The following is a 19,436-nucleotide window of genomic DNA, read 5'->3' on the forward strand; positions in this document are numbered from 1 at the left end:
CTCGGTGGATACGCTCAGGCCCCGGCGAGGTCGCCGCGACCTGCGCGCACCCGCGTCCTATCGCTCGACGGAGGCTTGATGGACACGTCTTCAGCCACGACCCCCGCCCACGACCCGGCAGCCCCGCCCGGCACCCGCGCCGACGGGGCCCCGGGCGAGCAGTTCGGGCTGGGCCTGGAGGTCGCTCGCGACCGGGTGCGGGTCGCGCTCGTCGACGGGACGGGGAAGGTGCGTGCCCGGGCCGAGCGGCGCGACGTGCAGCGCACGCCCGCGGCCCGTGCCCGCGCCGCCGCGGTCCTCGCGCACTCGTGCAGCGAGGACGTGGAGGCCCGGCTGGGTGCGGGCAAGGGCGTGCGGATCCGGCACGCCGTGGCCGCGTTCCCGTCCGTCGTCGCGCCCGACCAGGCGTCGGTGTACCGCGTGCCGGGCTTCGAGAAGGGGGGGACGGCGCTGCGGGACGCGCTCTCCGACGCCCTCGGGTGCCCCGTCGACATCGAGAACGACGCCAACCTGGCGGCGATCGCCGAGCACCAGCTCGGCGCCGCGGTGGGCCGGTCGTCGTTCGTCTCCGTCCTGCTCGGCGAGGGCTTCGGGGCCGGGATCGTGCTCGACGGGCGGCTGCACCGCGGTGCGGCCGGGATGGCAGGCGAGGTGGCGTTCGTCCCGCAGCCGGGCCGGGCGCTCGGCACGCAGGTGCTGGGCGACGTGGCGCTCGCGGCGCTGGCGAAGGAGCACGGGCTGCCAGAGAATCTTTCGCTGCGCGAGGTGCTCGACCGCGACGAGGCGGGGGACAGGTCCGCGGGAGAGGTCGCCGAGGAGGTCGCGCGCCGCACCGGCGTCATGATCGCGACCATGACCCTGGTGCTCGACCCGGCGCTGTTCGTGCTCGGCGACCAGGCCGCCCGCCCGGGCGTCCACGACCGGGTGACGTCGTACCTGCGGGACCAGATCGCCGTCCTGCCGGTACGGGTCGAGGCGTCGACCCTCGGGTCGGACGCCGTCGTGCTCGGCGCGGCCTGTGCGGTGAGCGAGGTGCTGCGATGACGGCCGCGCACGGCGCGCCGTCGGACCTGACCGCGCGCCTCGGCCTGGAACCGGGGGCGCGCGCGATCATCCTCAACGCCGACGACTTCGGCATGTGCCGCGCGGCGAACCGGGGGGTGGTGCCGCTGCTGGAGGCCGGTCACCTGGACTCGGCGACGCTCATGGTGCCGTGCGCGTGGGCGCCGGAGGCCCTCGCCTTCGCGGCGGGGAACCCCGCCGTGGACGTGGGCGTGCACCTCGTGCTCACCAGCGAGTGGACCAGCTACCGGTGGCGACCGTTGACCGGGGCGGGCACGTCGCTCGTCGACGCCGCCGGCTACTTCCCCACCCAGGTGGTCGACGTCGAGACGCAGGCCACGGAGGCGGACGTCGCGGCGGAGCTCACGGCCCAGCTGGACGCCGCGCTGGCCGCCGGCGTGGACGTGAGCCACCTCGACAACCACATGGGTTCGGTCTACGGGTTGGCGACGGGCCGGTCGTTCCTCGGCCCGGTGCTGCGGCTCGCGGCCGAGCGCGGGCTGCCGTTCCGGCTCCCGCGCTCGCTCGAGCGGCTCGAGGACACGGGCGTCGACCCGGGCGGCTCGAACGCCCAGCAGGTGCTGGACACCGCGACGGCGGCGGCCGACGAGCTCGGCGTGGTCATCGTCGACCGGCTGTGGACGCACCCGTTCGCGCTGGCCGGCGAGGGGACCGACGACGTGGAGTCGTACGAGGACGTCAAGGCGGGCTTCCTCGACCTGCTGCGGGCCGTGGGCCCGGGCGTCACGGAGATCTTCCTGCACCCCATGGTCCCCGGCGACGAGCTGACCGACGCCGTCGACTTCGCCGCACCCAAGCGCGGGTACGAGGCCAGGCTGCTCGCGGACCCGGACGTCGCCGCGACGATCGCCGCCGAGGGGCTGGTGCGCGTCGCGTGGCGCGACCTGCGCGCCGTGCAGCGGGGGGAGCGGTGAGCCTCCCGCTCGTGGCGCGGGTGCGCGATCGTCGTCTGGAGGGGGCGCCCACCCGCGCCCAGACCATCGCGTACGGGGCGTCCGCGTTCCCGGCGAACCTGCTGCTGCAGACGTTCTCGGCGTTCGTCGTGTACTTCTACGTCGACCGGCTGGGCGTGCCGGCGGGCTGGGTCGCGGGCGCGATGATCGCGCACGGCATCCTCAACGCGCTGCTCAACCCCCTGGTGGGTGCCGCGTCCGACCGGCGCCGCACCCGGTGGGGCCGGCGCCTGCCGTGGATCGGGCTGGGCGTGGTCCCGCTGGTCGCGGCGTTCGCGCTGGTGTGGATGCCGCCGCCGCTGGAGCCGTCCGGGCTGGTCGTCTGGTTCCTCGTGGTGGTCGCGATCTACGACGTCGCGTACGTCGCGGTGGTGCTCAACGCCTCCGCGCTGTTCCCGGAGATCTTCCGCACGACGGCGGAGCGGGCACGCGGCAACTCGCCGCGGCAGCTGTTCGGCCTGGTGGGCATGATCCTGGGCACCGCGGGCGCGCCGCTGCTGTACGACTCCGTGGGCTGGGCCGTGATGGGCCTGGTCCTGGCCGTTGTGAGCCTGGGCTTCTTCTGCTGGTCGGTCGTGGGCATGGTCGAGCGGCCCGTCGACGAGGCGGTGGTGCGCGAGCGGGAGGCGGCCGTCGGCCTGCGCGACCAGCTGCGGTACACGTTCGCGAACCGGGCGTTCGTCACGTACGTGCTGGGCTCGCTGCTGCTGCAGAGCACCACGGCGATCCTGCTCGCCGCGGTGCCGTTCTACGTGCGGTACACGGTGGGCGGTTCGGACGCCGACGCGACGCTGCTGCTCGCCCCGATCTTCGTGGCCGCGATCCCCGCCATCGTGGGGTGGTCGTGGGTGGTGCGCCGGGTCGGTCCGCGGACGGCGATGCTCGCCGTCGTCGTGGTCTACGGCCTGGCGACCTGCCTGTACCTGATCCCGACGACGGTGGGCGGGGCCGCGCTGGCCGGGCTCGCGGTGGGCCTCGGCGTGGCCGGGCTGATGCAGGTGCTCGAGGTCGCCCTCGCCCAGGTCATCGACGACGACGAGACCCGGACCGGCCTGCGTCGCGAGGGCATGTACTTCGGCGCGAACGGCTTCGTGGTGCGCGGTTCCGTGGTGGTGCAGGCCGTGGTGCTGGCGGCGGTGCTCGCCGCGAGCGGGTACGTCGAGGGCGCGGCCGGGCAGGTGCCCGAGGTGGCGACCGGCGTCCGGCTGCTGCTCGGCGGCGTGCCCGTGCTCCTGGCCGCGGGGGCGTTCGTGTGCTTCTGGTTCTACCCGCTGCGCGCGTCGTCGCCGGTGCCCGAACCTGTCGAGGCACCGGCCGCCCCCTGAGCGCGGTCGTGGCGTGAGCGCGGGATCGGGGACAATTCCTTGCGGGGACGTCCCCGAACCCCCGCTCACGCCGTCCGCCCGAAGGAATCCCCATGCCGCAGGACCTGCGCGCCTCACTGCCTGACCCCGCACCTGAACCGCTGCCCGTGGCGGGCGCCCCCGAGGCCACGTCCACGGGCTCGTTCCGGGCGGCTTTCACGTCGCTCCGCACCCTGCGTACGGAGGTCCTGGCCGGCCTGGTCGTCGGTCTGGCGCTGATCCCCGAGGCGATCGCCTTCTCGATCATCGCGGGCGTCGACCCGCGCATCGGGCTCTTCGCGGCGTTCACGATGGCGGTGACGATCTCGTTCGTCGGCGGGCGCCCCGCGATGATCTCCGCCGCGACGGGGGCGGTCGCGCTCGTCGTCGCGCCCGTCGTGCGGGAGCACGGGCTGGACTACCTCGTGGCCACCGTCATCCTCGGCGGGCTGATCCAGGTGCTCCTCGGCGTCCTCGGCGTCGCGCGGCTCATGCGGTTCATCCCGCGGTCGGTGATGGTCGGGTTCGTCAACGCGCTGGCGATCCTCATCTTCAGCTCCCAGGTGCCGCACCTGCTGGGCGTGCCGTTCGCGGTGTACCCGATGGTCGCGGCGGGCATCGCGATCATGGTGTTCTTCCCCCGCCTGACGCGCGTGGTCCCGGCGCCGCTCGTGGCGATCGTCCTGCTCACGGTCGTCGCCGTCGCCGTGGCGATCGCGGTGCCGACCGTGGGCGACGAGGGCGCGCTGCCGGAGTCGCTGCCCTCGCTGTTCGTCCCCGACGTGCCGCTGAACCTCGAGACGCTGGGGATCATCGCCCCGTACGCGCTGGGGATGGCGCTCGTGGGCCTCATCGAGTCCCTGCTCACGGCCAAGCTGGTCGACGACATCACGGACACCCACTCGAACAAGACCCGGGAGTCCTGGGGGCAGGGCGTGGCCAACGTCGTCACCGGGTTCTTCGGCGGCATGGGCGGTTGCGCCATGATCGGCCAGACGATGATCAACGTGAAGGTCTCGGGTGCCCGCACGCGGCTCTCGACCTTCCTCGCCGGCGTGTTCCTGCTGGTCCTCGTGGTCGGGCTGGGCGACGTGGTGGCGATCATCCCGATGGCGGCGCTCGTCGCGGTGATGGTCATGGTGTCCGTGGGCACGTTCGACTGGCACTCGGTCCGGCCTTCGACGCTGCGCCGCATGCCCCGCTCGGAGACGGCGGTCATGCTGTCGACGGTCGTCGTCACGGTCGCCACCAACAACCTGGCGATCGGGGTCGTCGTCGGCGTGCTGGTCGCGGCGGTGCTGTTCGCCCAGCGGGTCTCGCACCTGACGTCGGTCACCCGGCTGGACGCGTCGGACGACGACGGCGAGCGGGTGTACGCGGTGGCGGGCGAGCTGTTCTTCGCGTCGTCGAACGACCTCGTCTACCAGTTCGACTACGCGGGCGACCCGCGCCGGGTGGTGATCGACATGTCCGACGCGCACGTGTGGGACGCCTCGACCGTGGCCGCGCTCGACGCCGTCCAGCAGAAGTTCGCGGCGCGCGGCAAGACCGTGACGTTCCGCGGGCTGAACGCCGACAGCGCCGCCCGCCTCGAGCGGCTGGCCGGGCACCTCGGCGCCGGTCACTGAGGGGCGGGCGCGTCCTTCGGTGAGCCCGGGGGTGGTTCCGCGCTGCCAGTGCCCCCGGTGCCCTCGGTGCCTCCGGTGCCCCCGGCGGGCGCCTGCGAGGGATCCCCGGACGGCTCCACGGCGTCGTCGGCGGGCAGGTCGGTGCGGAGCACCAGCAGGCCGAGCAGCGGCACGCCGGCGCACAGCATGATCGTCACCACGCGGATGCCGTAGTCGTTGGCGACCGCACCGCCGACGCCGGCGAGCAGCAGGCTGACCAGCACGGGACGCAGCAGCGGCCACTCCGCCTCGGCGCGCACCAGCCAGGCGGCGCGCAGCCGGCGGCCGCCCCACAGGGCGAGGACGATGCCGAGGAGGACCGCGAGCGCGAGCCAGGCCGGCAGCCCGCCGCCCAGCGAGCGCAGGGCGTACCCGGCCTTGCGCAGGATCGTCTCGACGGCGCCACCGTCGATCACCGACTGCACGAACGCGCCCAGGTGGGTGCGCTGGGCGGCCGGGCGCAGCCAGTCGAGCACGCCGATGACGGCGACCAGGGCGACGCCGGCGCCGCCCGCCAGCAGGAGCCGGCGCCAGGTGACGCGCGCGCCGAGCACGCCCAGCACGAGCACCACGAAGACGGGCACCAGCACCAGGCCGCCGCCGACGTCCGCCCCGAACGACGGCCAGACGCTCACGAGCAGGGTGACGAGCCCGACCGTCGACGCGACGACCGCCGCCGGGACGCGTCCCCAGCGGCGCAGCACGGCGGTGGCCAGGCCGGCGGCGGCGATGATCGCGACGGTGGCGTAGATGGAGTAGGTCGGGTTGCCGAACCCGTAGTAGCGCCCGCCGAGCGTGGGGGCGGAGCCCAGCGGGCTCGCACGGTGCAGGGGCGTGCCGAGCACGGCGTCCAGCGTCAGCACGACGAACGTCAGGGTCGCGACCACCGTCGCCCCGGCCCAGACGGGCCGCCGCGGGGCCAGCGCGCCCACGAGTGCCACGAGCAGCGTGCTCGCGCCCAGGGTCGCCCAGAGGGCGGTCACGGGGTCGCTGAGGCGCCACCAGCCCCACGCGGACATGAGGAACGCGGCGGCGGGTACCGACGCGCACGCCAGCAGCAGCCCGTCGAGCGTGCGTGCGAGCACGCTGCCGGCGCCCTCGAAGCGCCGCCGCAGGCGGGGCAGCACCAGGACGACCAGGCCGAACGCGAGCAGGCCGACGTAGACGGGCAGCATCGTCACCGTGCCGGTGGTGACGCGCAGCATGTGGTCGCGCTCGGAGATCAGCGCGAGCTCTCGCACCGTCGCGCCGGTGCCGCCGGGCCGCTCGTCGGCGAGCACCAGCGGAGACCCGGTGAAGTCCGGCGGCTGCGACAGCCCGAACGCGGTCACGAGGGTCGTGGGCACGTCCAGCAGCCGCACCACGCCGAGCCAGTGGGTCGCGCCCGAGCTGAGGTAGGCGGGCGCGTCGTCGGCGTCGGGGTCGGCGATCCCCACGCCGAGCGAGGCGCGCGTCGGCGCGGGGTTGCCGACGTCGAGGAGCAGCACGGCCGCGTCGGCGGGGGCGGCGGCCAGGACGGAGCGCACGGTGGCGTCGACGGCCCGCACCGCCTGGTCGCGCTCCTCGCCGCCCGACGTCACGTCGGCAGGCACGGGGAGCGTGCCCGAGGACGACCCCGGGTCGGGGTGGTACGGCGCGGATCCGGCGTCGACGACGGTCACGGGGCACGAGAACGCGTCCGCCGGGTCAGCCAGCGCCGCGTCCAGGTCCCGGTAGCGCGGCACCGTGCCGTCCCGCCCGGCGAGCGCGAGCGCCGCGCCCGGGGCGACGGCGGTCGCGCACACGCCGCCGTCGGTGAGGGTCTGGCCCAGCACACCGAGGTTCGGGCGGAACTCGGAGGCGGACTGCAGGGCGGCGAGCTCGTCCCAGCCCTCGACGACGGCCGCGCCGTCGGTCGTGGTGCCGGCGGGCGCACCGTCGGTCGAGGCGGTGACCTCCCACGCCGCGCAGGACCAGGTGCCGTCCACGACCTCGCCGGTGACGGGCGCGCGGCCTGACGAGATCCCGAGCCAGCCGGCGGCGGGGCACGTGGCGGAGGCGCCCCCGACGGCGGGGGTCACCCCGGCACCGCTGGCGCCGTCGCGCAGCGCGTTCCAGAGGGTGGGCGTGGCCGTGGGGCTCACGTCCTGCCAGCGCAGGCCCCCGGTGCCGATGATCACCAGGGGATGCTCGGCGTCCACGACGGGGGCGCCGTCGCCGTCCGTGATGTCGCCCGCCTGGGCGAGCGCGGAGCCGGGCAGGGCCGTGGCCCCGACGAGCAGCGCGACGAGCAGCCCGGCGCACACGCCCACCACCACGGCGGGCATCCGGGACAGCGGCGGCGCCGATGCGCGCCGGCGGCGGGCGGACCGGCCCGGGGCGGCGGCGTGGCGGTGGGCCTCGTCGAGGGTGTGCGTCAGCCGCCCGGCCAGCAGCACCGGCACTGCGACGGCGAGCATGAGCGACGCGACGGCCACGCCGGAGTCGTTGAGCAGCGTGCCCACCGCGGCGGTGACGAGGAGGGCCACGACGGTCTGGCGCAGCAGCGGGTCGCGACGGTACGCGCGGACGACGGCGTCCAGCCGGGCGCGGGCGGGGTCGAGCAGCGCCCAGGCCGCCACGGCGCAGACGAGCAGGGCGGCGGCGCCGGCGGGGTTGGCGATCGTCGCCCACGCCCCGGCGGCCTTGCCGGCGACGACGCCGAGCGCCCGCCCGTCGACGACGGACTGGACGAAGCCGCCGAGGTGGCTGCCGACGCCCGGGAGCAGCCAGTCGGCCACCGCGACCACGACCACGACGCCGACGGTCAGCGCGCCGACCAGCACGATGCGGCGCAGCGTCAGCCGCACGTGCGCGACGGCGAGCACGAGCACCGCGAACCCGGGCACGAGGGCCAGGATGCCGCCGAAGTCCGCGCCGAACGCCGGAAGGCCGTCGACGGCCACGGTCACGACGCCCACGGCTCCTGCCGTGCAGGCGGCGACCCTGGTGCTGCCGCCGCGGGCCCGCACCGCGGCAGCGAGCCCCGCGGCGAGCACGATGCCGGTCACGGCGTAGACCGCGAAGACGGTGTTCGAGAAGCCGTAGAAGCGGGCGCCGAGCGAGGGCGCCGGGCCCAGGAGCGAGCCCTGCTGGAGCGTGGTCCCGGTGAGGCCGTCGAGCGTGACGACCAGCCAGGTCACCCCGGCGAGCGTCGTCGCGAGCCGCCAGGGCGACGGCGGAAGCGCGCGTCGCGCGACCCAGGCGACCAGGGTGGCGCCGAGGGCCGCCGCGGCGAGCGACAGGTTCAGGGTCGTGGTCGGCACGGCGGACGCCCACCACCGCGAGAGCGTCGCGAGGGAGGCGGCCACGGGCAGGCTGGCCGCCACGGCGAGCACGGCGACGGCGATGCGCAGCGCGGCCGGCGTGCGCGGCGTCGCGCGGTCCCGGCTGCGTCGCCGCGCGAGCAGGAGGGAGCCGATCACCACGATGTCGGCGGTGGCGACGAGCCCCAGCAGCAGCGGCGAGAGCCGGGGCACCGTGTCCGTGAGCACGCCGAGGTACTGCCGGTTCTCGACCGTCCTCGAGACGGGGATCCGGCGTTCGTCGCCACGCTCCAGGGGGGAGCCCGTGAACGGGGTCAGGGCCTCGGCGAGCGGGTCCTCGCCCGTCTTCTCGGTCTCGAGGTCGTCGGGGGCCGGGGGAGCCGTGCCGGAGAGCGCCCCACCGGTGAGGGTGTCGGCGACGGTCGCGCTGAGGTCGGCGAGGACGACGACGCCGGGCCAGCGCGACGACGTCGAGCTCAGCCACCGGGCCGACCCGCCGGGGGCGGTCCAGTCCACGACGACCTGAAGGTCCGCGGGGCCGAGCGGCGTGTCGGAGATCCCGGCGACGACGAGCCGCCCCCCGCCGGGCAGCAGACCGGCGAGCCGGCCGACCCGTTCGTCGAGGTCCTCGACGGCGGTGGTGCGGTCACCGGCCGCGTCGGGCAGCACGCCGAGGTCGACGACCGTCACCGCGCAGCCGGCCACCAGGTCGGCGGTGAGCTGGTCGGCGCTCGAGAGGTAGCGCGCGACGTCCCCCGTGTCGTCGGCGACCGCGACGGCGGCGCCCGGCCCGACGGCGGTGGTGCACGCGCCCGCGACGTCGGCGAGCTCGCCGATCGCGCCGGGCACCGAGGTGGGCGGGAGCACGGGGTCCTCGACGGCCAGGTCCGCCCAGCCGGGCACGCGCACGGCCTCGACCGGTCCGTCCGTGGTGCCGGGGACGGGGACGTCGGGGCAGCCTGCGGCGAACGTGTCGTCGTCGCTCGCCTCGGTCGTGTCCTCGTCGAGCGGCTCGGCCGTCGTCGCCGCCACCTTGCCGCCGGCGGACATGCTGAGCCAGGCGTCGAGCGGGCAGGTCGGGATGAGGGTGCGCACGGCGATCGACGCGACAGACCCGCCGCCCATGAGCCGCCAGAGGTTCGGCGTGCGGACGGCGTCGACGTCCGACCACTGCAGGCCGGAGACGCCCGCGAGCACCAGCGGGGTGTCGGGGGCGGGCTCGTCCTGGGGCGCGGCGGCCGCGCGGCCCGCGCCGCCGACCACCAGCACGAGGAGGATCAGCACCGCGGCCGCCGCCGCGAGCACCCGGGACGTCGTGGCCCGGGATCGCGCGGCCATGGATCGCGCGGCCACGGCGGTCGCGGGGGTGCGGGCAGGGCTGATCACGCGGGCCAGCCTATGCGGGCGTGCCCCGGGAGCCCGGGTGGTGGCGGCCCTGAGCACCGACGTTCACGTGATCGGCCCGTCTTGTGCGCCGGACGCCTGCGTCTGCGCCGTGCACGGGTGCCGCGAGCCTCGGCGTCGGGCGTCGCGGCCTCAGGCCGTCCGCACCACGAGCGCCCCCGGCTCGACCCACGTCACGAGCTCGACCGCCCGGCCGAGCGGGTCGCCGTCGACCTGGGCCTGCTCGCCCTCGGGCACGCGGATGACGACGTGGCGGGCCCGGATGTGGTCGATGCGCCCGATCTTGCCCGGCAGGTCGTTGCGGACCCCGAGGCCTTGCGCGACGACCTCGCCGAGCAGCTGGGCCCAGCCCGCGAGCCCGCCGCGGGTGTCGATGGCGGCGACGTCCAGCTCGCCGTCGTCGATGATCGCGTCGGGCAGCAGGGTGATCCCGCCGGGCAGCCGCCCGCAGTTGCCCACCATGATGCTGCGCAGCCGCGCCGAGACCTCCTCGCCGTCGTCGAGCCGGATCGACGCGTGCATCCGCCGCCCGTGCAGGTGCCGGGCGCCCGCGAAGAAGTAGGCGATCCACCCCACCCTGGCCTTGAGCTGGTCGTCCGCGTCGGCGACCATCGCCGCGTCGAACCCCAGGCCCGCGATGACGAGGAAGATGTGCGCGGCGTCGGGCTCGTCGGGCTGCTCGACGTCCGGGGCGAACTCCGTGATCCTGGCCCGGCCCACGTCGATGGCGCGGTCCTTGCCGCCGAGCACGATCGTCAGCGCCTCGGTCACCGACGTCAGCGGGATGTCGAGGTTGCGGGCCAGGAGGTTGCCGGTGCCCACGGGGATCAGGCCCATGGGCGTCCCGGTGCCGGTCAGGGCCTCCGCGACGGCGCGGACCGTGCCGTCCCCACCGGCGGCGACCACCACCTCGGCGCCGTCGGCCACGGCCTGGCGGGCCTGGCCGGTGCCCGGGTCGTCCACGGTCGTGGAGTAGAACCGCGGGCGGGGCAGGGCCGCCTCGGCGCACACGCGCTCCGCGGTCTCCTGGACGTCGGCGGCGCCCTCCTTCGAGGGATTGATGACGACGGCGATGCGCGGGCCGTGCGCTGCGTCGTCCTCTGCACCGCCGGCGCCGTCCCGGCCGGGGGCACGGCCGCGCGACCGGGAGCGCGACCACAGCACGAGCGTCACCGTCAGCGCGACGAGGGCCACACCCAGCGCGACGATCCCCACCACGAGTTCACCCGGCATGAGGGCAACCTACGAGGTCGGGGGCGGTCTCGCGAGACGGTCCGCCCGTCCGGCGTGGTCGGCGTGGGTCACAGGCGGTCTGCCGCGCGCGTCCCGGGCGTCGTCCGGCGCGGCACTCAGAATTCCCGCGGCGGCCCGGCCGGGCCGACCGTTAGGCTGGCGGGCGTGATCGACCTTCGACTTCTGCGCGACGACCCCGATGCCGTCCGCGCCAGCCAGCAGGCCCGCGGCGACGACCCCACCCTCGTGGACTCGGCCCTCGACGCCGACGCACGCCGTCGCTCCTCGCTCACGGAGTTCGAGTCGCTGCGCGCCGAGCAGAAGGCGATGGGCAAGCAGGTCGCGAAGGCCCAGGGCGAGGAGAAGGCCGAGCTCCTGACCCGCACCAAGCACCTCGCCGAGCAGGTCAAGGCCCGCCAGGCCGAGGCCCAGGGCGCGGAGAAGGAGCTCGACGAGCTGCTCTACGCGATCCCCAACGTCGTCGAGGGAGCGCCTCCCGGGGGCGAGGCCGACTTCGTCGTGCTGCGCCACGAGGGCGGCACCCCGCGCGACTTCGCGGCCGAGGGTTTCACCCCGCGCGACCACCTGGACCTCGGCGAGCGCCTGGGCGCCATCGACACCGCCCGTGGGGCGAAGGTCTCCGGCTCGCGGTTCTACTACCTCACCGGCATCGGCGCGCGGCTCGAGCTCGCGCTCCTCAACGCCGCGATGGACCAGGCCGTGACCGAGGGCTTCACGCCGATGATCACGCCCACCCTCGTCAAGCCGGAGACCATGCGGGGCACCGGGTTCCTCGGTGCGCACGCCGACGAGGTCTACCGGCTCGAGAAGGACGACCTGTACCTGGTCGGCACCTCCGAGGTGGCGCTCGCGGGCTACCACGCGGACGAGATCATCGACCTGTCGGCCGGCCCCCGGCGGTACGCCGGCTGGAGCGCCTGCTACCGCCGCGAGGCGGGCTCGCACGGCAAGGACGTGCGCGGCATCATCCGCGTCCACCAGTTCCACAAGGTGGAGATGTTCAGCTACTGCGCCCCCGAGGACGCCGCGGCCGAGCACCAGCGCCTGCTCGCGTGGGAGGAGGCCATGCTCGCCAAGGTCGAGCTGCCGTACCGGGTCATCGACACGGCCGCGGGCGACCTCGGGAGCAGCGCCGCCCGCAAGTTCGACTGCGAGGCCTGGCTGCCCACGCAGGAGCGCTACCTCGAGCTGACCTCGACGTCGAACTGCACCACGTTCCAGGCCCGCCGCCTGGGTGTGCGCGAGCGCACCGAGGACGGCTCGACCCGCCCCGTCGCCACGCTCAACGGCACCCTCGGCACCACCCGCTGGATCGTCGCCCTCCTGGAGAATCACCAGCAGGCCGACGGGTCGGTGCGCGTCCCGGCGGGGCTGCGCCCCTACCTGGGCGGCCTCGAGGTGCTCGAGCCCGTCAGGTGAGCGCGCAGCGACGCCTCGTCGCCCTCGACATCGACGGCACGCTGATCGGGTACGACGGCGGCATGTCGGCGGCGGTGCACGACGCCGTGGCGGCGGTCCTCGAGGCGGGCCACCACGTGGTCCTGGCCTCGGGCAGGTCGCTCGTGGCGATGACGCCGGTCGCCGAGCTGCTCGGCATCACGACCGGGTGGATGGTGTGCTCCAACGGTGCGGTGACCGTGCGGCTGGACCCGGCGGCGGAGCGGGGCTGGGAGCTGGACCAGGTCGTCACCTTCGACCCGGCGCCCGCGCTGCGCCTGCTGCGCACCGAGCTGCCCGACGCCCGTTTCGCGGTCGAGGACGTCGGCGTCGGGTTCCGCATGAACGCGCTGCTGCCCGACGGCGAGCTCGAGGGCGAGCACCAGGTCGTCGACTTCGAGCAGCTCTGGGCCCGCGAGGTGACGCGCGTCATCATCCGTGACCCGGAGCGCACCCCGGAGGAGTTCAGCGAGATGGCCGCGCGCATCGGGCTGGTCGACGTCACGTACGCCGTCGGCTGGACGGCGTGGATGGACGTCGCTCCGAGGGGCGTCACCAAGGCGTCGGGGCTCGAGCGGCTGCGCGAGCAGCTCGGCGTGGACCCGGCCGCGACGGTCGCCGTCGGTGACGGGCGCAACGACGTCGACATGCTCCGCTGGGCCGGCCGCGGCGTCGCGATGGGGCACGCGGACGAGGTCGTGCGTGCCGCGGCCGACGAGGTCACCGGCACGATCGACGAGGACGGCGCCGCCGCCGTCCTGCGCTCCCTGCTGCCGAGATAGAGAGGCTCCCCGCCGAGATAGAGAGGCTCCCCGCCGAGATAGAGAGGCTCCCGCGCGTACTCCGTACGTCGCGGTCCGCCCTCTCTATCTCGGCTGGGAGCCTCTCTATCTCGGCGAGGTGCGCTCAGCGACGGGCCGTGAGGACCAGCGGGCCGTCGTCGGTGATGGCGATGGTGTGCTCGCTGTGCGCGCCGCGGGACCCGTCGGCGGACCGCAGGGTCCAGCCGTCGGGGTCGGTGTAGATCTCGTCGGTGGTCTCGAGGAACCACGGCTCGATGGCGATGACGAGCCCGGGCTTCAGCGGGAATCCGCGCCCGGCGCGCCCGTTGTTGGGCACGTGCGGGTCGCCGTGCATGGTGCGGCCGACGCCGTGCCCACCGAAGTCGGTGTTGATCGAGTAGCCGGCGGCGTGCGCGACCTTCGCGATGGCGGCGGAGATGTCGCCGACCTTCTTGCCGGGGCGGGCGGCGGCGATGCCCGCCTCGAGCGCGATCTCGGTGGTCTCGATGAGCTTGGAGTCCGCGGCGGCGCGCTGCGGGGTCGCCGAGCCGCCGACGACGAACGACACGGCCGAGTCGGACACCCAGCCGTCCACCGACGCGGCGAAGTCGATGCTCAGCAGGTCGCCGTCGCGCAGCGCGTAGTCGTGCGGCAGGCCGTGCAGCACGGCGTCGTTGACCGACGTGCAGATCACCTTGCCGAACGGCATCGCGCCGAACGACGGGTGGTAGTCGATGTAGCAGGACTCCGCGCCGCGGTCCTTGATCATCGCGTGGGCGACGGCGTCCAGCTCGAGCAGGTTGACCCCGACGGCCGCAGCGGCACGCACCTCGGTGAGCACCTCCGCGACGAAGCGGCCCGCGGGGCGCATCTGCTCGATCTCTCGCGGGCTCCTCAGCTCGATCATGACGGTCCTTCCAGGTGGTGCGTCGCGTGGCGGATCACGGACGAGACGGTTTCTGGCACCAGGGTGTCACGGATCGTCACCGAGTCGTGACCATGAAACGTGTTGCGGGAACTTGCACCGAGGGCCAGAGGTGCGGTCGACTCAGGACAGGGGCAAGATCCGAGGTCAGGGGTGATTGAGGATCAGCCCGGCAACAGCCCGTATCGACGGACCACAGAGCAGTGGAGGGGTTTGGCCATGACCAGACGAACGACGACAGCACGACGCCGCATGATGGCGGTCGCAGCCGGCGGGGCGGGTCTTGCGCTCGTCCTCGCCGCCTGCAGCGACCCGGACGGTGAGGGGGGCGCCGCCGACGAGACCACGTCGGCCGGCGGCATGATCGACTGCGCGCCGTACGAGGAGTTCGGTGACATCGACGGCAAGGAGGTCGACGTCTACACCTCGATCGTCGACCCGGAGGGTGCCACCCAGCAGGCGTCCTACGACGCCTTCGAGGAGTGCACGGGCGTCACCGTCAACTACGAGGCGTCGCGCGAGTTCGAGGCGCAGCTCCTCGTCCGCCTCCAGGCGGGCAACGCGCCGGACATCGCCTACCTGCCGCAGCCGGGCCTGCTCAACACGATCGCCAGCGACTTCCCGGACGCCATCAAGCCGGCGCCGACGCAGGTCGCGGCCAACGTCGACGAGTTCTTCAACGAGACGTGGAAGGGCTACGGCACGGTCGACGGCACCTTCTACGCCGCACCGCTGGGCGCCAACGCCAAGTCGTTCGTCTGGTACTCGCCGTCGATGTTCTCCGACGCGGGCTACGAGGTCCCGACCACGTGGACCGCGCTGATGGACCTCACCGAGAAGATCCACCAGGACACGGGCGGCCAGGTCTGGTGCGCCGGTGTGGAGTCGGGCGACGCCACGGGCTGGCCGGGCACCGACTGGATCGAGGACATGGTGCTGCGCACCGCGGGCCCGGACGTCTACCAGCAGTGGTACACGCACGAGATCCCGTTCGACGACCCGCAGATCCTCGAGGCGTGGGAGGCCGCAGGGCAGATCCTGCAGAACCCGGACTACGTGAACGCGGGCCTGGGCGGCGTCGACTCGATCGCCACGAAGTCCTGGACCGACGCCGGCAACGGCATCCTCGACCAGCAGTGCTGGATGCACCGTGCGGCGAACTTCTACATGACGCAGTGGCCGGAGGGCACCGAGGTCTCCGAGTCCGGTGACGTCTTCGCGTTCTACCTGCCGACCGACCAGACCGACGTCCAGCCGATGCTGGGTGGCGGCGAGTTCGTCACCGCCTTCGCGGACCGTCCCGAGGTGCAGGCGTTCCAGACCTACCTCTCGAGCGCCGACTGGGCCAACGAGAAGGCCAAGGCGACGCCGGCCGGCGGCTGGGTCAGCGCGAACAACGGGCTGGACCCGGCGAACCTCGCCACCGAGTTCGACCAGTACGTCGCGGGCGTCCTGTCCGACCCGAACACCGTGGTCGCGTTCGACGCCTCCGACCTCATGCCGGGCGAGGTGGGTGCCGGGACCTTCTGGCGGGCCATCGTCGAGTGGCTGACGGGGTCCTCCGCCGAGGAGGTCACCGCGCAGGTCGAGAACAACTGGCCGTGACACCGCACGTCCGCGCGGGCGGCCCGGGCCTCGTGCCCGGGCCGCCCGCGCGGACCGCGCCCGGGGCCCCGGTGTTCGATCCCCGCCCCACCCCCGGAGGAGCTCGCCGATGACCGGGGTGCGGGGACCCGGGACCTCGACGACGGAGAAGTTCGCGGTGATGCTGGTCGCGATCGCTCTGTTCGTCGTCGTGATGGGACTGATCCTGTTCGCTGTCGACAGGCCCAAGCGCATCCCGTCCTGGGTGGTCGCGCTGGGCTTCGTCGGCCTCCCGCTGGCGTTCCTCGCCTACGGCCTGGTGCGCCCCGGCCTGATCACGCTCTACCAGTCGTTCTTCAACCGGAACGGCACCGAGTTCATCGGCTTCGACAACTACGTGCGGGCGTTCACCGAGGGGCAGTTCCAGCACGTGCTGCTGGTGACCGCCGCGTGGGTGGTCCTGGCCCCGCTGCTGAGCACGGTGATCGGACTCGGCTACGCGGTCCTGGTGGACCGCACCCGGTTCGAGAAGCTCGCCAAGGCCCTCGTGTTCGTGCCGATGGCGATCTCCATGGTGGGCGCGTCGATCATCTGGAAGTTCGTCTACGAGTTCCGTCCCGACCAGGTGAACATCGAGCAGATCGGGCTGCTCAACCAGGTGCTCGTGTGGGTGGGCCTCCCGCCGCAGCAGTTCCTCATCTCCGAGCCGTGGAACACCGGGTTCCTCATCGTCGTGATGGTCTGGATCCAGACCGGTTTCGCGATGACGGTGCTCTCGGCGGCGATCAAGGCGATCCCGGACGACATCACCGAGGCCGCCCGGCTCGACGGGCTGCACGGCATGGGGATGTTCCGTCACATCACGGTGCCGAGCATCCGGCCGGCGCTCGTCGTGGTGCTCACCACGATCGCCATGGCGACCCTCAAGGCGTTCGACATCGTCCGCACGATGACAGGCGGGCAGTTCGGCACCCAGGTGGTGGCGAACGAGTTCTACACGCAGGCGTTCCGGCAGGGGAACCGCGGGCTGGCCGCAGCGCTGGCCGTGCTCCTCTTCCTGCTGGTGATCCCGATCATCGCCTACAACGTCCGGCAGATGCGCCAGTCGGAGGAGATCCGATGACCACCACCCCCACGCCCGGCCCGAACGTCGTCGTCCCGGCCGCCGACGAGGGCGCACCGCGGACCGAGCGCAAGCTCACCCGGCTCGAGAAGCGCGCCATCGCGACGAAGGGCCGGCTCAGCTCGCCCTGGGCCTCCGGCATCGCGATCGTCATCGCGATCCTGTGGACCATCCCGTCCCTGGGCCTGCTGATCACGTCGTTCCGCCCGGAGTCGGACATCCGGCGCACCGGCTGGTGGACGGTGCTCACCGGCAACGCCGACCTCACGATGGACAACTACAACGAGGCGTTGTACGGGAACAGCAACGACCTGGCCACGTTCTTCGTGAACTCGTTCGTCATCACGCTCCCCGCGGTGCTCATCCCGATCACGCTCGCGCTGCTGGCGGCCTATGCGTTCGCGTGGATCAAGTTCCCGGGTCGCAACTTCCTGTTCGTCGCCGTGTTCTCGCTGCAGGTGGTGCCGCTCCAGATCGCGCTGGTGCCCCTGCTGAGCGACTACGTGAACTGGAACGTCAACGGCAGCTACTGGACGGTGTGGCTGTCGCACTCGATCTTCGCGCTGCCGCTGGCGATCTTCCTGCTGCACAACTTCATGAAGGACATCCCACCGTCCCTGGTGGAGGCGGCCCGCGTCGACGGCGCGGGGCACGTGAAGATCTTCTTCCGGGTGCTGTTCCCGCTCCTGGTGCCGGCGATCGCCTCGTTCGGCATCTTCCAGTTCCTGTGGGTCTGGAACGACCTGCTCGTCGGCCTGACCTTCGCCGACCCGAAGTACCAGCCGCTCACGGTCGCCATCGCGGAGATGGCCGGCTCCCGCGGCGGAGACTGGTACCTGCTGTCCGCCGGCGCGTTCATCTCGATGATCGTGCCGCTGGTGGTGTTCCTGGCCCTGCAGCGCTACTTCGTGCGCGGGATGCTCGCCGGGGCGGTCAAGGGCTGAGCCACGTCCCGCCGGGACGACGACGGCGGCCCGGGCGAGGTGCCCGGACCGCCGTCGTCGTGCAGGGTCGCTCAGGCGGCGACGGGCGCGGCCGAGGGGGCCTGCGCCAGCTTGGGGTCCGCCCCGTACTGGTTCGCGCCGACGGTGCCCGGCGAGGCGCACATGACGATCAGGATGATCGCGCCCACGAACGGGATCAGGGAGAGGAACCAGAAGAGCCCGGACTTGTCCTGGTCGTGGAGACGGCGCACCGTCACGGCGATGGTGGGCAGCGTGAGGGCCAGGCCCACGAGGCCGGCGACGCCGTAGACCGCGAGGCCGCCACCCAGGGCGGCGCCGGAGATCTCGCCGGTCACCGGGTCGATCGTCGCGCTGGCGACGCTGCCGGCCATGACCACGGTGAGGACGATCGACAGGATCGCGCCGATGATCGCCTGGAAGAGGAACCAGAACCAGAACTCGGAACGGCGCGCACGCCCGGAGAACGTGGCGTACTGGGAGAAGACGGACTTGACTGCGTCCGGGAATGACATCGGGATATACCTCGTGTGCTCAGGGACGTCGGCGACGTCACGGGTGGCGCCGGTCGACGCCGCCGTGAGCGTAGAGGGTCCGTGCACCTGGCGTCCAGGAACCCGTCACATCTTCTCCAGGTTCACGCCCAGTTCATGGCCGGTCCCTCACGGGTCCATGACCAGACGCACGACCAGACGCATGACCGGTGCCGTGATCAGGGGAGGGGCTGCCGCGGCGGCGAACGTACACTCCGTGGGTGTCGCCCCTGAGCCCCCGGCCGCGCGCCGGCACCGACCGGGTCCCGGCCCCGGCGATCTTCGCGGTCTCGGGCCTCACCCTCTATGTCGGCGCGGCCGTGGCCGTCGGGCTGTTCGACACCCTGGGTGCCCCGGCGGTGAGCTGGTGGCGCATCGTGCTGGCCGCCGTCGTCCTGCTCGCCTGGCGCCGGCCCTGGCGGCGCACGTGGACCCGGCGCAGCCTCGCCGCCGCCGGCCTGTTCGGCATCGTCCTCGCCGCGATGAACATCGCGTTCTACGTCGGGATCGACCGTCTCCCGCTCGGGGTGGGGGTCGCCATCGAGTTCGTGGGGCCGGTCGCCGTCGCGGCGGTCACCGGGCGGGGCTGGCGGGAGCGGGTCGCGATCGCCGTCGCCGCGGCGGGCGTCGTCCTGCTGGCCGGCGTGACCCTCGAGTCCGACCTGCCGCGCGAGGACGTGGTCGTCGGTCTGGCGGCGCTGCTCACCGCGGCGGCGTGCTGGGCCGGCTACATCGTGCTCGGCAAGCGGGTGGCGGGCGCAGGCGCCGGCATCGACGGTCTCGCCGTGGGGATGGCGGCCGGGGCGGTGGTGTTCGCGCCGTTCTTCGGCGCCTCGGTGGGGCAGGTCGTGCCCGACCCGGGGCTGCTGCTGTTCCTGCTCGTCGTGGCGGTCTGCTCGTCGGTGGTGCCGTACGTGCTCGACCAGGTCGTGCTCCGCCGCGTGGGCACGGCCACGTTCTCCGTCCTGCTCGCGATGCTGCCCGCGATCGCGGTGCTCGTGGGCGCCGTGGTGCTGCGCCAGCTCCCGACCTGGCCCGAGGTCACGGGCCTGGTGCTGGTCTCCGGCGCCATCGCGCTGACGGCCCGGTCGTAGCCCGCCGT

At 73.6% G+C, this 19,436-nt stretch carries 14 protein-coding genes; 10 read left to right on the forward strand and 4 right to left on the reverse strand.

Features of this window, described 5'->3' with window-relative positions; genetic code table 11:
* Window positions 1-78 precede the first annotated feature (78 nt).
* The 4 genes from LEP48_RS14350 (at window position 79) to LEP48_RS14365 (ending at window position 5,007) form a co-directional block, all read left to right on the forward strand.
* Window positions 79-1,044: an ROK family protein gene (locus LEP48_RS14350; protein WP_225566283.1), complete on the forward strand. Its 966-nt coding sequence runs from the start codon at window positions 79-81 to the stop codon at window positions 1,042-1,044.
* Window positions 1,041-1,997, forward strand: a complete 957-nt coding sequence (locus tag LEP48_RS14355) for a polysaccharide deacetylase family protein (protein WP_225566284.1) — start codon at window positions 1,041-1,043, stop codon at window positions 1,995-1,997. The genes LEP48_RS14350 and LEP48_RS14355 overlap by 4 nt, the downstream gene beginning before the upstream one ends.
* Window positions 1,994-3,361 (forward strand): MFS transporter, encoded by a 1,368-nt coding sequence (locus LEP48_RS14360; RefSeq protein ID WP_225566285.1) that lies wholly within the window; start codon window positions 1,994-1,996, stop codon window positions 3,359-3,361. The genes LEP48_RS14355 and LEP48_RS14360 overlap by 4 nt, the downstream gene beginning before the upstream one ends.
* A gap of 92 nt (window positions 3,362-3,453) precedes the next feature.
* Window positions 3,454-5,007: a SulP family inorganic anion transporter gene (locus tag LEP48_RS14365; RefSeq protein ID WP_225566286.1), complete on the forward strand. Its 1,554-nt coding sequence runs from the start codon at window positions 3,454-3,456 to the stop codon at window positions 5,005-5,007.
* Here LEP48_RS14365 and LEP48_RS14370 read toward each other — a convergent pair.
* Together LEP48_RS14370 and LEP48_RS14375 are read right to left on the reverse strand one after the other, a co-directional pair.
* Window positions 5,001-9,716 carry a hypothetical protein gene (locus LEP48_RS14370; RefSeq protein WP_225566288.1) on the reverse strand — a complete coding sequence of 1,572 codons (4,716 nt, stop codon included), beginning with the start codon at window positions 9,714-9,716 and terminating at the stop codon, window positions 5,001-5,003. The genes LEP48_RS14365 and LEP48_RS14370 overlap by 7 nt on opposite strands.
* A gap of 150 nt (window positions 9,717-9,866) precedes the next feature.
* Window positions 9,867-10,967: a diacylglycerol/lipid kinase family protein gene (locus LEP48_RS14375; protein ID WP_225566290.1), complete on the reverse strand. Its 1,101-nt coding sequence runs from the start codon at window positions 10,965-10,967 to the stop codon at window positions 9,867-9,869.
* A gap of 165 nt (window positions 10,968-11,132) precedes the next feature.
* On the opposite strand from LEP48_RS14375, the gene serS reads away from it, so the two are divergent.
* Window positions 11,133-12,407, forward strand: coding sequence for a serine--tRNA ligase (gene serS, locus LEP48_RS14380; protein ID WP_225566291.1), 1,275 nt, complete (start codon window positions 11,133-11,135; stop codon window positions 12,405-12,407).
* Window positions 12,404-13,207, forward strand: a complete 804-nt coding sequence (locus tag LEP48_RS14385) for an HAD family hydrolase (protein ID WP_225566293.1) — start codon at window positions 12,404-12,406, stop codon at window positions 13,205-13,207. Before serS ends, LEP48_RS14385 begins: the two co-directional genes overlap by 4 nt.
* A 124-nt stretch (window positions 13,208-13,331) precedes the next feature.
* Here LEP48_RS14385 and map read toward each other — a convergent pair whose 3' ends face one another.
* Window positions 13,332-14,114 carry a type I methionyl aminopeptidase gene (map, locus tag LEP48_RS14390; protein ID WP_225566295.1) on the reverse strand — a complete coding sequence of 261 codons (783 nt, stop codon included), beginning with the start codon at window positions 14,112-14,114 and terminating at the stop codon, window positions 13,332-13,334.
* A gap of 237 nt (window positions 14,115-14,351) precedes the next feature.
* Between map and LEP48_RS14395 the strand changes: the two genes are divergently transcribed.
* The 3 genes from LEP48_RS14395 to LEP48_RS14405 all read left to right on the forward strand — a co-directional run bounded on the left by LEP48_RS14395 (window position 14,352) and on the right by LEP48_RS14405 (window position 17,783).
* On the forward strand, window positions 14,352-15,737 hold the full coding sequence (locus LEP48_RS14395; RefSeq protein ID WP_225566297.1) for an ABC transporter substrate-binding protein: 1,386 nt from the start codon (window positions 14,352-14,354) through the stop codon (window positions 15,735-15,737).
* Window positions 15,738-15,846: 109 nt separating this feature from the next.
* The gene (locus LEP48_RS14400; RefSeq protein WP_225566299.1) at window positions 15,847-16,839 is read left to right on the forward strand and encodes a carbohydrate ABC transporter permease; all 993 of its coding nucleotides are present in this window, start codon (window positions 15,847-15,849) and stop codon (window positions 16,837-16,839) included.
* Window positions 16,836-17,783, forward strand: coding sequence for a carbohydrate ABC transporter permease (locus LEP48_RS14405; protein ID WP_225566301.1), 948 nt, complete (start codon window positions 16,836-16,838; stop codon window positions 17,781-17,783). The genes LEP48_RS14400 and LEP48_RS14405 overlap by 4 nt, the downstream gene beginning before the upstream one ends.
* A gap of 71 nt (window positions 17,784-17,854) precedes the next feature.
* Here the strand turns inward: LEP48_RS14405 and LEP48_RS14410 are convergent, their stop codons facing one another.
* Entirely contained in the window at window positions 17,855-18,316 is a 462-nt protein-coding gene (locus tag LEP48_RS14410) for a DUF805 domain-containing protein (RefSeq protein WP_225566303.1), read from the reverse strand.
* Window positions 18,317-18,555: 239 nt separating this feature from the next.
* Between LEP48_RS14410 and LEP48_RS14415 the strand changes: the two genes are divergently transcribed.
* Complete coding sequence (locus LEP48_RS14415; protein ID WP_225566305.1) at window positions 18,556-19,428, forward strand: EamA family transporter; 873 nt, start codon at window positions 18,556-18,558, stop codon at window positions 19,426-19,428.
* Window positions 19,429-19,436 lie beyond the last annotated feature (8 nt).

The sequence above is a fragment of the Isoptericola luteus genome (assembly GCF_020297055.1).
Lineage (GTDB): Bacteria > Actinomycetota > Actinomycetes > Actinomycetales > Cellulomonadaceae > Isoptericola > Isoptericola luteus.

Excerpts from the sequence above, each read along its gene's own strand:
- LEP48_RS14350 (WP_225566283.1), top strand. The coding sequence starts at position 79 with ATGGACACGTCTTCAGCCACGACCCCCGCCCACGACCCGGCAGCCCCG.
- LEP48_RS14355 (WP_225566284.1), top strand. The coding sequence starts at position 1,041 with ATGACGGCCGCGCACGGCGCGCCGTCGGACCTGACCGCGCGCCTCGGC.
- LEP48_RS14365 (WP_225566286.1), top strand. The coding sequence starts at position 3,454 with ATGCCGCAGGACCTGCGCGCCTCACTGCCTGACCCCGCACCTGAACCG.
- LEP48_RS14375 (WP_225566290.1), bottom strand. The coding sequence starts at position 10,967 with ATGCCGGGTGAACTCGTGGTGGGGATCGTCGCGCTGGGTGTGGCCCTC.
- map (WP_225566295.1), bottom strand. The coding sequence starts at position 14,114 with ATGATCGAGCTGAGGAGCCCGCGAGAGATCGAGCAGATGCGCCCCGCG.
- LEP48_RS14395 (WP_225566297.1), top strand. The coding sequence starts at position 14,352 with ATGACCAGACGAACGACGACAGCACGACGCCGCATGATGGCGGTCGCA.
- LEP48_RS14400 (WP_225566299.1), top strand. The coding sequence starts at position 15,847 with ATGACCGGGGTGCGGGGACCCGGGACCTCGACGACGGAGAAGTTCGCG.
- LEP48_RS14405 (WP_225566301.1), top strand. The coding sequence starts at position 16,836 with ATGACCACCACCCCCACGCCCGGCCCGAACGTCGTCGTCCCGGCCGCC.
- LEP48_RS14410 (WP_225566303.1), bottom strand. The coding sequence starts at position 18,316 with ATGTCATTCCCGGACGCAGTCAAGTCCGTCTTCTCCCAGTACGCCACG.